The 11,598-nt window shown below is 39.7% G+C and carries 12 protein-coding genes and 1 tRNA gene; 1 reads left to right on the top strand and 12 read right to left on the bottom strand.

Annotation, left to right across the window (positions count from 1 at the left end; translation table 11 throughout):
• Nucleotides 1-431: 431 nt before the first annotated feature.
• From QE422_RS05195 to tuf, 12 genes are all read right to left on the bottom strand, one after another.
• Nucleotides 432-1,061: a hypothetical protein gene (locus tag QE422_RS05195; protein ID WP_307455635.1), complete on the bottom strand. Its 630-nt coding sequence runs from the start codon at nt 1,059-1,061 to the stop codon at nt 432-434.
• 287 nt (nt 1,062-1,348) lie between these two features.
• The gene (locus QE422_RS05190; RefSeq protein ID WP_307455634.1) at nt 1,349-1,870 is read right to left on the bottom strand and encodes a hypothetical protein; all 522 of its coding nucleotides are present in this window, start codon (nt 1,868-1,870) and stop codon (nt 1,349-1,351) included.
• Nucleotides 1,871-1,906: 36 nt separating this feature from the next.
• Nucleotides 1,907-3,931: an L-type lectin-domain containing protein gene (locus QE422_RS05185; RefSeq protein WP_307455632.1), complete on the bottom strand. Its 2,025-nt coding sequence runs from the start codon at nt 3,929-3,931 to the stop codon at nt 1,907-1,909.
• A gap of 115 nt (nt 3,932-4,046) precedes the next feature.
• Nucleotides 4,047-4,694, bottom strand: a complete 648-nt coding sequence (locus tag QE422_RS05180; RefSeq protein WP_307455631.1) for a hypothetical protein — start codon at nt 4,692-4,694, stop codon at nt 4,047-4,049.
• A gap of 262 nt (nt 4,695-4,956) precedes the next feature.
• A complete protein-coding gene (rplL, locus tag QE422_RS05175) occupies nt 4,957-5,325 on the bottom strand; it encodes a 50S ribosomal protein L7/L12 (protein ID WP_027380919.1) in 369 nt (122 codons plus the stop codon).
• 45 nt (nt 5,326-5,370) lie between these two features.
• A complete protein-coding gene (gene rplJ / locus QE422_RS05170) occupies nt 5,371-5,958 on the bottom strand; it encodes a 50S ribosomal protein L10 (RefSeq protein ID WP_307455630.1) in 588 nt (195 codons plus the stop codon).
• A 17-nt stretch (nt 5,959-5,975) separates the two neighbouring features.
• On the bottom strand, nt 5,976-6,668 hold the full coding sequence (gene rplA / locus QE422_RS05165; RefSeq protein WP_100075647.1) for a 50S ribosomal protein L1: 693 nt from the start codon (nt 6,666-6,668) through the stop codon (nt 5,976-5,978).
• 11 nt (nt 6,669-6,679) lie between these two features.
• The gene (gene rplK / locus QE422_RS05160) at nt 6,680-7,123 is read right to left on the bottom strand and encodes a 50S ribosomal protein L11 (RefSeq protein WP_149247733.1); all 444 of its coding nucleotides are present in this window, start codon (nt 7,121-7,123) and stop codon (nt 6,680-6,682) included.
• A gap of 217 nt (nt 7,124-7,340) precedes the next feature.
• Nucleotides 7,341-7,883 (bottom strand): transcription termination/antitermination protein NusG, encoded by a 543-nt coding sequence (gene nusG / locus QE422_RS05155; RefSeq protein ID WP_047435411.1) that lies wholly within the window; start codon nt 7,881-7,883, stop codon nt 7,341-7,343.
• Nucleotides 7,884-7,904: 21 nt separating this feature from the next.
• Complete coding sequence (secE, locus tag QE422_RS05150) at nt 7,905-8,111, bottom strand: preprotein translocase subunit SecE (RefSeq protein ID WP_146944460.1); 207 nt, start codon at nt 8,109-8,111, stop codon at nt 7,905-7,907.
• A 12-nt stretch (nt 8,112-8,123) separates the two neighbouring features.
• Nucleotides 8,124-8,194 (bottom strand) — tRNA-Trp (locus tag QE422_RS05145).
• Between the two features lie 63 nt (nt 8,195-8,257).
• Complete coding sequence (tuf, locus tag QE422_RS05140; protein ID WP_149247730.1) at nt 8,258-9,463, bottom strand: elongation factor Tu; 1,206 nt, start codon at nt 9,461-9,463, stop codon at nt 8,258-8,260.
• A 532-nt stretch (nt 9,464-9,995) separates the two neighbouring features.
• Between tuf and QE422_RS05135 the strand changes: the two genes are divergently transcribed.
• The gene (locus QE422_RS05135) at nt 9,996-11,495 is read left to right on the top strand and encodes a DUF4394 domain-containing protein (RefSeq protein ID WP_307455624.1); all 1,500 of its coding nucleotides are present in this window, start codon (nt 9,996-9,998) and stop codon (nt 11,493-11,495) included.
• Nucleotides 11,496-11,598 lie beyond the last annotated feature (103 nt).

Below are 11,598 nucleotides of genomic sequence, written 5' to 3'. Positions count from 1 at the left end.
AGAAAAGAACAAGAAACAAGCTAAAACTGTAAGGTAAAGTGTTTTGGCGCTCACGAAAGACCTTGACATTTTACGTTGTACTTTATTTTTTTCTAACTGCAACACTGGTATATCTTTTCACAGCGTAATGCAAAATATTTTTATTACTTTTGAGGCAGAACCGCCACTGTATCTATAATGCAAGAAATCTCCTTCACAATCATGAAAGAGGTGATATTCAATATTTTATAGATATGTATACAATTATTCGCGCCAAAAGAGACTGCAAAGATAGAAAAAACTTTTCACTTTTACAAATATAAATGTCTTATTCTCAACAATTTCTTTAAATTCAAAGGTTAGTTCTTAATTCATGTGGAATGGCTGCCAATTTAATTTCTATTTCTAACGCGAATGGATAAGAGCATTAAAATTATAATGCAGGCCATTAATTATTTATTATCTGCGGAACACGATAATTTATCGTTATAATAAAAGAATACCTCATCCGTTGCGAAATTCCAGTCTGCAATATGGCGGTGAAAAGCGTTTCGAAATAAAGCATCTACACTGTTTTTGGTAGAAGACTGAATGAGCAAAGGCCCGTTTTGCTGAAGCTGTGATGAAGAAAGCGCTGCCGGCATCACCAAAGCGATATGTCCGGGTTTATGCGGGTCTGGATTTTGTGCACAAACAACGACTATATATCCTTCATCCGACATTCTCTGGGCTTCAGATAAAATATTCTTTGTTATAGGATGCCATCCGAAATCTTTCGCCTGATCTGAGTTCAGCCATCTGACCTGTGCATTGGCAAGCAATTCCTGTCTGTGTTCAGGAGGTCTTAACAGGTAAATTCCCCGGCGCTCGCAGGCGGCTGCCACAAATGCACTGCAGTGGGTTCTTATTCCGGAGACCGCATCAGGATCATCCGGTTCACCGGTCTGCCAGTTAATATGCTGTCCGGCCTGCCATTTGTGCAGGACATCCATACCGAGATAAAACGATTTCAGCTGTTTGCCGCAGTTGGTTATTTTCAAACTGTCCTGCCCGTAATACATTACCGAAATAAAAAGTATCAAGACTAAGCGGAATTTTTTCATATATCTGCTGTATGTAATGTTATATTTGTTTGGCTCAGTAACCGACCTATCCCTAGCTTTAGAACTGCAAATTAAGGTAAAAGTTAAATTAATCCGATGAATTTACACAAAAAAGACTAAAGCTCCGGATTTTTCCTTCACTTTAGTCTGATGTCAATTATTGTCATTTTGCAGAAACTTTCAGCATCCGCATTTTTTCCAGATCTGTTTTTACATTTTCTTTTTCAAAATGAAGCTAACACAATTACTGAAAAATTCTCCTGATCTTACAAGGGTTTCCAGAAGGACCACACTGCTCCGTTAAAGACAGCAAGCTGATGTTTATCCGTATCATACACCATCATTCCCGCTGCAGGGTTGATAATGTTCAGGTGAGGGCTGGCTACTTTCGGAAGGATCATCGCTTTATCCGTATCTTTTAACACAAGAATTCCCGGGGTGGTATCAGAAGATCCTCCTGTACCGATTACTACTTTCGCACCGGAAAGCTCCGTTTGAGAAGCCTGAAGTACCGTATCTACGATCCCACTGGTATTTACCGACAAATCAATCCAGGAACCGGATTTACGGTATTTTACTTTTTTATCGGCAATGTCATACACCAATGTTCCGTCTACTGCTCCGGTTACCGAAGCGGCAGAGGTGACCCAAGGTAAAATAATCCCTTTGTTTCCGCTGCCGAATTCCAGAGAAACCGACGCGTTGCTTACCGAACTTTTACCGATGGCTACCTGAGAAAAACCCGAGGTAAATAGAAGTAAAGAAAATATATTGATTGCTTTTTTCATTTTATAAAATTTAATTTTAGATGTTGTAACTTAAAATTAATCAGGGCAGGTTTGGTTTTCCATACAGTACCATCCGTAGGTAGTACCGTTATCTTTAGTCGTATATACTTTAAGGCAGTTGTTGGTTGTATCATAAACCATCATTCCTTCTACAAAGTTAGACGAAGAGATCCCTACCGGATTGCCTGCATTATTAAATGCCACTCTGTTGATCACCAATCCTTTTGTTTTGGATTCAAGCGCGGTCCAGGCACCTTTTCTTACCATTGGCCAGTTGTCTGCATTTACTCCTGCTCTGCCTAATGCGGAAATCCCTACATTGGTATTCAATGTGGTTCCGGATGTTATGGAAGGCTTATAACAGGCAGTACATCCCGGAGGCTGCACGGCATTGTTCTGCGAAGTCCCGATGCCCTGTCCTTCATCACCACCAATGTCAGCAGCCCCTCCAGAATTTACCAGATTCGGTACGCCGGAAGCATTAACACATGAAGAAGAAGCACAAAGATTTTTGTTCGGCGCCGTGGATCCCGTTCCTGACGTCACATTTCCGCCGGCAAACACCAGCTGGTTTAAAGCTACATTCTCATCCCCTTCGATCGCATCCAGGCATCCGTCGTTATCGGAATCCAAATCCAGTTCGTTTGGAATGCCATCTCCATCAGTATCCAGTTCCAACGGAAGCTGAGAACAGAAGTCGGCATACCTTACACTCTGCTCGTTAACAGCTGCTCCCGTAGAAGCGGTATATCCGAAATAAACCCTACTGGCTCCGCCGAAATAGTTGACAATAGGATTGGATGGCGGAAACGTGTAAGTTCCGGCCAGAATTCCGCCAATGGTATATGATAATTTCTTGGTTGGGAAATCCCATGTAATCTGTACCGCTCTCCACACGTTATCCTCTACATTTCCCAGATCAACGGCTGTTGTCAAAAGGTTAGCCCCGCTTTGGCTGGCCGAAGCCCAAATCTGGCCATGATCGTTAGGAATATCTCCTACAGCAGTCCCGTTATCATAAGTATCTACTTCAAGCACAATCCCGTTTTGTATTCCCAATGCTCCGATACCTCCGCCTGCAGCTCCAACAGCATTTACTCCTACCGGAGAATTATGGAATACGGTGGCAATTCCGTCAGCTCCTCCATCACTACTGCCGAAATTGGCCTCATAGCTCAGAACAAAACTCTTACTGAAATCCACTTTTCCATAAGACCACATCTGACCTGCCTGGTTAGTTAATGCCGGCGTTAAACGAACCTCCTTGCTGCTTATCTGTGCAGCATTTCCATTCAGCTTGAAAATGGTGCTTACCGTTGAATTGGAATCCAGTCCTTTTTCGATACAATCTTCAATTCCGTCGTTATCGTCATCAAGATCTAGGGAATTGGCAATTCCGTCGCCGTCTGAATCACATTCCACAGGGGTAAAAACAATATTATCGATCCCAACATCGTTTCCACTATTACCATTTTGCTGTAAATTAACAATTTCGAGTTTAACAACAGAAGTAGAAGGGGTAAAGGAAAGATTAAGCCTTCTCCAGACATCGTCATTCGCTACGCCCAAATTCCCTGAGTTGGCAGTAGCCAAGATGTTATCATTGTTATCTTTAATACTCAGCTGCAAATTAGGAACGTCCTGGCAACCGTTACATAATCCGGCCATATCAATCCTGAACCGGTAAAGCTGTCCAGATACTACATTTAAATTATTGACACGGTAAATAACCGAATTCACTGTTGCACCGGAATTAATATTGATCGCCAGATATCTTCCGGTCGTAGATCCGTCTGCAATGTTGTTATAACCCGCATCCTTACCCCCTGTAAGATCGGTTTGCGTATATCCTACAGTTTGTGCGGAAGAGGTAGTTACACTGTAATATCCATCCTGAGGACTAACTGCTTGATAAGTATGCCCAATTACATACGGATCCGTAGTAGTGGTATTGCTGTTGCTGGTTCCCGTGCCGAAATTATTGCTGAATATGGGTTTTCCTTCTGCTGTGGTAGGACAGGATTGTGCAAAGCCTAAACAGCTTGCAAGTGATACCAGCAATAATGCTGTCTTTTTTATTTGTGTTAAATGGGATTTTTTAGTCATAAAGTAATTAATTATGTAGGCATGCCTTCCAAAAGGAAAGCATTTAATAAATTTTTATAAGAATTTGTATTTAGACTAAAAATAATGGCGGAGGCCTCACAGAAAAGGTTTTGGAGAAATAGCAATCCAAAGACCGGTTATTAAAATAATGATAATTCCAAATGTAGCAATGTTCCAATACCAACCTAATCAAAAAACTGTAATAAATTATATATGCTTTTGAAAAATCGTTAGAATCGGTAGAAGGAACAATATAGTTTCGGCTGGAATCAGAAGAGTATGGCAGTTCCCGGGAAAAAGGAGTACCATGAATATTACGGAAAGCAAATAATTTCTTTCGCTGCTCGAAATCCGATATATTCTTTTTTATTCTCTTTAGGCTTGCCTGGTCAATATTCTGAACTGAAGTCTTTGCTTTTCTTTTAGCAATTTTCTTTACAGAAGGATCTGCTTTCGATTTGAATACATATGCTTCTCCTGAACTGCTGATTTCGTAATCTGTATTTTTTTGAGCCATAAACTGGCTGTTGAAATCGGAATCGACAGAATAGATTTTTGCACCGCCAATGAGGCTGATGGTAGGAGCGGTACTTAACCCTTCCTGGGAATAAAGAAAATTAAGAAGAAGAAATAGTATGCAGAAAGCAGCTTTCCCGAATCCTATAGAAAGGATCGTATAGGGGCAAGTGCCTGAAATACTTTGTATTCTTTTTCCCAATTTGTGCAATTTTTTTGCAAATATAATTATTAATTTCAATCTTGCAATAAAAATCAGTATTAACTTTGCAATAAATTACAATAAACCTTTCAAAACTTTATCATATCTATAATTCTATATAGGATGAATTATAAATATCGTAAGGATTAGATAATAAAGAATACTTTTTATTACCAGCAATCGTAAGTATGTGGGTCTAACCACGTAAATGAAAAAAGCCACTCCATATGTGGAGCGGCTCTGTATTTTATAAAGTAAATGATTACTTCAATTCTACTTCAGCACCAGCTTCTTCTAATTGCTTCTTAAGAGCTTCAGCTTCGTCTTTAGAGATACCCGTTTTGATTGGAGCAGGAGCACCATCTACGATATCTTTAGCTTCTTTAAGACCAGCACCAGTTAAATCTTTTACTAATTTAACGATTGCTAATTTAGAAGCACCTGCAGACTTAAGAATTACGTCGAATTCAGTCTTTTCTTCAGCAGCTTCACCAGCACCAGGACCAGCCATTACTACTGCAGCAGCAGCTGGCTCGATTCCGTACTCATCCTTAAGGATAGCAGCTAATTCGTTTACGTCTTTTACTGTTAAGTTTACTAGCGTTTCAGCTAAATTTTTTAAATCTGACATTGTTGTAATGTTTTTGTTGATTATTGATTATTTTTTGAGTGTAAATTATTCAGCAGCTGGAGCTTCTCCTTCAGCAGCTGGAGTTTCCGGAGTTTCAGTAGCAGGAGCTTCTTCTGCTGCAGGTGCAGCCTCTTCAGCTTTAGCTTCTACTGTCTCAGGCTTGTTTTGAAGAGCAGAAACAACTCTTTGGATTGGAGACTGAAGTAATCCGATGATTTCACCGATCATTTCTTCTCTAGACTTGATGTTTGCCAACATGTCTAGGTTATTGTCACCAACATAGAAAGTTTCCTGAACAAAAGCAGACTTCAAAGCCGGCTTCTCTTCTTTCTTTCTGAACCCTTGGATTAATTTTGCAGGAGCGTTAGCCGTTTCAGAAATCATCAATGCTGAGTTTCCTTTGAACGACTGGAACATTTCAGAGTAATCTACTCCTTCCATTTGCTCCATTGCTTTTTGTAAAAGTGTATTCTTTACTACTTTTACTTTGATATTTTGCTTGAAAGCCTGTCTTCTGAAATCAGAAGATTTAGCAGCGTTCAAACCTTCCAGATCTGCTACATAAACTACTTTTGCATCCTGAAGCAAATCTTTGATCTCTTGTATTGCTACAACTTTTTGGTCTTTTGTCATTGTCTTAAGGATTAAAATTAGTTAACAGATTTAGTATCGATTGCAATACCCGGACTCATAGTAGAAGACAAATAAATCGACTTCACATAAGTACCTTTAGCAGCAGTTGGTTTCATTTTGATCAATGTAGAAATCAATTCCTGAGCATTTTCCTTGATTTTGGCAGCATCGAAAGATACTTTACCGATACCAGCATGGATAATACCGTATTTGTCTACTTTGAAATCAATTTTACCTGCTTTTACTTCAGTTACCGCTTTACCGATTTCCATCGTTACAGTTCCTGATTTAGGGTTAGGCATCAAACCTCTTGGTCCTAATACTCTACCCAATGGTCCTAATTTACCCATTACAGCCGGCATGGTAACGATAACGTCAACATCAGTCCAACCTTCTTTGATTTTTTGTAAATATTCATCAAGACCTACATAGTCAGCACCCGCTTCTTTAGCTTCTGCTTCTTTATCCGGTGTTACCAAAGCCAAAACTTTAACATCTTTACCGGTTCCGTGAGGAAGAGATACAACACCTCTTACCATTTGGTTTGCTTTTCTTGGATCTACTCCTAATCTTACAGCGATGTCTACAGAAGCATCAAACTTTGCAGTGTTTACTTCTTTTACCAGTGCTGAACCTTCTTCAAGGTTATAGATTCTTCCTTTTTCTACTTTGCTTAAAGCTTCTTTTTGCTTTTTTGTCAATTTTGCCATTTCTTTAAGTTTTAAGCGTTAGTTGGTTTAGTTCCTGTTACTCTTAATCCCATCGATCTTGCAGTACCTGCAACCATAGAAATAGCTGAATCCATCGTAAAGCAGTTCAGGTCTCCCATTTTATCTTCAGCGATTTTTTTCACCTGATCCCAAGATACAGAACCTACTTTGTTTCTGTTCGGTTCTCCGGAACCACCCTTGATCTTAGCCGCATCCATCAACTGGATTGCTGCAGGAGGAGTTTTAATTACGAATTCAAAAGATTTGTCTTCGTATACTGTAATAACTACAGGTAAAACTTGTCCTGGCTTATCTTGCGTTCTTCCGTTAAATTGCTTACAAAACTCCATGATGTTCACACCTGCAGAACCCAATGCTGGACCTACTGGTGGAGAAGGGTTAGCTGCGCCACCTTTCACCTGAAGCTTTACCATTTTAAAGACTTTTTTAGCCATTGTTTGTTTTTTAAATTTGAATAATTAATGAGTTTGGAAGCATTATTATTCAGTAGGTTATCCATTCTCACCTTAAATAATCCTACTTTTCGGACTGCAAAATTATGAATTATTTTTGAAATAGCAAATGGATGGGCTTTATTTTTATAAAATAATACATAAATAAAAAATCCCGCTTATTTCTCAATTAGCGGGATCATATATTTTTAAGTAATTATTATACTTTTTCAACCTGCATGTAGCTAAGTTCCATTGGCGTCTTTCTACCGAAGATCAAAACAGAAACTTCAATTTTCTTTTTATCTTCAAGAATTTTCTCTACGGTTCCGTTAAATCCGTTGAATGGTCCGTCAATTACTTTAACGTTCTCACCCACGATATAAGGGATTTCAACATCGCTTGCAAATTCTGAAAGTTCATCCATTCTTCCAAGCATTCTGTTAACCTCCGATTTTCTCATTGGAACAGGATCTCCTCCTTTGGTTAAACTTAAGAAAGAAATAACGCCGGGAATATTTTTGATAACGTGCGGAATTTCTCCCATCAAATCAGCTTCAATCATTAAGTATCCAGGATAGTAAGGTCTTTCTTTAGGAACTTTTTTACCGTTTCTGATCTGAATAACCTTTTCCATAGGAATGACTACCTGAGTAACGTACTGTTCAAACCCTAAACGCTTGATTTCCGTCTCAATGTAGTTCTTCACTTTATTTTCCTGTCCGCTGATTGCTTTCAGCACATACCATTTCAATTCGCTCATTTTGGGAAAATACTTTTATAATTAATTGAACACGTTGATGAGCATTCCTATAATGTTGCTGATTGCTTTTGAAAACAATTCATCAACCCCGAAAGTAAATAACGCCAGGATCACCGTTGCTACAGTTACTACGATCGTAGAAGACTGCAGGTCAGACCATTTTGGCCATTCAACTTTGTGTCTGAATTCGTTATAAGAACCTTTTAAAAAATCGACAAATGAACTCATAATTGTATTTTGCACGGGCACAAGGATTCGAACCCTGATCAACGGTTTTGGAGACCGGTATCCTACCATTGGACGATGCCCGTAGTTTAAAAAAGCTCCGTAAAGAAATTCCTTACGGAAGCTTTTTTGTATTGTTTAATAGATGATTAGTCTAAGATTTCAGTTACCTGACCTGAACCAACTGTTCTACCTCCTTCTCTGATCGCGAATCTAAGACCCTCGTTAAGAGCGATTGGTTGTAACAATTCTACAGTGATCTCTAAGTTATCACCAGGCATTACCATTTCTACACCTTCTGGTAAGAAGATTTCACCTGTAACGTCAGTAGTTCTTACGTAGAACTGAGGACGGTATTTGTTGTGGAATGGAGTGTGACGTCCACCTTCTTCTTTAGAAAGGATATAAACAGATGCTTTGAATTTTTTGTGTGGCTTCACAGAGTCTTTCTTAGCGATAACCATACCTCTCTTGATGTCGGTTTTTTCAATACCTCTCAACAATAGACCTACGTTGTCACCAGCTTCACCTCTGTCTAGGATTTTTCTGAACATCTCAACCCCTGTAATTGTAGAAGTTAATTTTTCATCACCCATACCTACGATATCTACAGGATCACCAGTATTGATGATACCAGCCTCGATTCTACCAGTTGCTACAGTACCTCTACCTGTAATAGAGAATACGTCTTCAATTGGCATCAAGAATGGCTTATCTGTATCTCTTGTTGGCTCTTCGATCCACTCGTCAACAGCATCCATCAATTCTTCTACAGACTTGAACCACTTGTCATCAGAATTACCTTCTGTAGCAGCAGTAAGAGCCCCAAGAGCAGAACCTTGGATTACTGGAGAGTTATCTCCGTCGAATTCATAAGTAGATAATAAGTCTCTAAGCTCCATTTCAACAAGCTCTAACAACTCAGCATCATCCACCATGTCAACTTTATTCATGAAAACAACAATTCTAGGTACGTTTACCTGACGGCAAAGTAGGATGTGTTCTCTTGTTTGAGGCATTGGTCCGTCAGTCGCAGCACATACCACGATAGCTCCGTCCATCTGAGCAGCACCTGTTACCATGTTCTTTACGTAATCCGCGTGACCTGGACAGTCAACGTGAGCATAGTGTCTTTTTTCAGTTTCGTATTCGATGTGAGCAGTATTGATAGTAATACCTCTTTCTTTTTCTTCTGGAGCAGAGTCAATTGCAGAGAAGTCTTTTTTCTCAGCAAGACCTTTGCTAGCTAATACAGCAGAAATAGCAGCTGTAAGAGTAGTTTTACCATGGTCAACGTGACCAATAGTACCAATGTTCAAGTGTGGTTTGTTACGATTAAACGTTTCCTTTGCCATGATTTAAAATTATTTATTTATTGTTTTTCAAATTTTCGGTGTGCAAATATAATGAATTTTTAAATACCAAAACCTTTTTCTTAAAAAAAGTTTCAATATTCAAATCCAATGAAGTACAAACCTTATATTTCAATGTATTGAGATTGCAAATTTACACATTTTTCTCAATTGTGAAAATCCTTCATCGACGTTTTGCCTAAATTATAAACTATCTGTTTAATTCTGAATACGATAAATTAATGTTCATACAAAATAGCAATCAGGTTAAAAGTTGGAAGACAGCAGCTGGAGACTTGAAGTTTATTTCTAACTCTCTAATCATCGTACTGAATATCACATGTTTTGTCAGCCTTTAAAGAAGAATTTATTTAATTTTTACACATCTACCGATTCTTTTCATTTTCGTAATGCACTGAAAATAATTGATTAGTATCGAATTTACTCAAATCGGACACAAAAAAATTTTCGACCTCCAAAACCGCTATTTATATTTTATCGTAGATAGAAATACGAACTACTAAATAATAATATTATGAGAAAACTATTACATTTATGCATGGCAGTCTTTGGCACAGCCATTTTATTTTCGTGTGACGATTCAGAAAACATAATGTCTTCCGAAATTGCCCTGCAGGGACCGGATCTTTTGGTATACGGAATTACCTCAAATAACGAATTGGTGGCTTTCAATGCCAATAATCCCAAAAGTTTTACTTCCAAAACCACCGTTTCAGGCGTTGCTTCCGGAGAAAAACTGATGAGCATCGATTTCAGGCCGGCTACCGGCGAGCTGTATGCTTTATCCAGTGCCAGCAAACTGTATGTCATCAACCAGTCCAACGCTTCGGCAAGAGTGGTAAGCAGCACTGCTTTTACGCCTGCCATTTCAGGAAGCACCGTTTCTATAGACTTTAATCCGGTGGTAGACCGGATCCGTCTGGTAAGCAGCAGCGGGCAAAACCTTAGGCTGAATCCGGAAACAGGTTTGGTGGCCGCAACAGACATCAGCATCAATGGCGGAAGCACTCCTTCCATTATGGGAATTGCTTATACGAATAGCAAATCCGGTGCTTCGAGCACGGTTTTGTATGATATTGATGTAACTACCGGGAAACTGTACAAGCAGGATCCTCCTAACAATGGTGCTCTGGTAGAAGTAGGAAGCCTGGGAACCACTTTCACTGGGCAGGCTGCTTTTGATATCAAATACGACAATGCTACTGCTCTGTTGGCTGTGAATACGAATCTTCATTTATTAGACCTCAACAGCGGAAAAGCAACGAATATCGGAACGCTTCAGCAGCAGGTGATCGATATTGCCATTCCTACCGAAGCAGTGGCGTATTCAGTAGACAGCTCGAACAACCTTCAGATCTTTAACCCGAATAATCCGATGCCGGTTTCAAAAGCAGTAACAGGGCTTCAGAGCGGTGAAACTATTTTAGGAATCGATTTCAGACCGGCCAACGGGCAATTGTATGCTCTGGGAAGCACCAGCAGAATGTATACGATCAATCTCGGAACCGGTGCAGCAACAGCTGTAGGATCCTCTCCATTTACTACTGTACTGGCAGGTACGGATTTCGGATTCGATTTTAATCCGACCGTTGATAAAATACGGGTAGTGAGCAATACCGGACAAAATTTACGTCTGGATCCGGTTACCGGCGCCATTTCGTTTGTTGACCTTACCCTGAATCCGGGAAGTCCGATGATCGGGGCAGCAGCATACACCAATAATGTGGCAGGAGCTACTTCCACTACTCTATTTGTGATCGACCATAATACCGATAAGCTCTATCAGCAAAATCCTCCGAATAACGGGGTATTGGTAGAAACCGGATCTCTAGGCATCAATATCACCAGCAGCAATGGCTTCGATATCGGAAGCATGAGCCAAAAAGCTTATCTGATGGCCACTGTAGGTTCTACTACCAAGCTTTACAGCATTAACACGACTACCGGAGCTGCGACTTCTGTTTCAGATTTCCCGAATGCAGTAAAAGGATTTGCCGTGGGATTAGGATTCTAGACTCATAATAATTATTTCAATAGCAAGAACCGCGGAAAACTGAGTTTTCCGCGGTTCTTTATTTGGAGATGTGTTTTAATTTGGCTGGAAGAAGGAAGCTGGA

The sequence above is a fragment of the Chryseobacterium sp. SORGH_AS_0447 genome, assembly GCF_030818695.1.
In the GTDB taxonomy this organism is placed as follows: domain Bacteria; phylum Bacteroidota; class Bacteroidia; order Flavobacteriales; family Weeksellaceae; genus Chryseobacterium.
The sequence above is the reverse complement of the archived record's forward strand: the minus strand, read 5'-3'. Positions and strand labels throughout refer to the sequence as shown.

Bases quoted from the DNA above. Each gene is read 5' to 3' on its own strand.
- QE422_RS05190 (WP_307455634.1), bottom strand. From the start codon at position 1,870: ATGAAAAAAGCAATCAATATATTTTCTTTACTTCTATTTACCTCGGGT.
- rplL (WP_027380919.1), bottom strand. From the start codon at position 5,325: ATGTCAGATTTAAAAAATTTAGCTGAAACGCTAGTAAACTTAACAGTA.
- rplJ (WP_307455630.1), bottom strand. From the start codon at position 5,958: ATGACAAAAGACCAAAAAGTTGTAGCAATACAAGAGATCAAAGATTTG.
- rplA (WP_100075647.1), bottom strand. From the start codon at position 6,668: ATGGCAAAATTGACAAAAAAGCAAAAAGAAGCTTTAAGCAAAGTAGAA.
- rplK (WP_149247733.1), bottom strand. From the start codon at position 7,123: ATGGCTAAAAAAGTCTTTAAAATGGTAAAGCTTCAGGTGAAAGGTGGC.
- nusG (WP_047435411.1), bottom strand. From the start codon at position 7,883: ATGAGCGAATTGAAATGGTATGTGCTGAAAGCAATCAGCGGACAGGAA.
- secE (WP_146944460.1), bottom strand. From the start codon at position 8,111: ATGAGTTCATTTGTCGATTTTTTAAAAGGTTCTTATAACGAATTCAGA.
- tuf (WP_149247730.1), bottom strand. From the start codon at position 9,463: ATGGCAAAGGAAACGTTTAATCGTAACAAACCACACTTGAACATTGGT.
- QE422_RS05135 (WP_307455624.1), top strand. From the start codon at position 9,996: ATGAGAAAACTATTACATTTATGCATGGCAGTCTTTGGCACAGCCATT.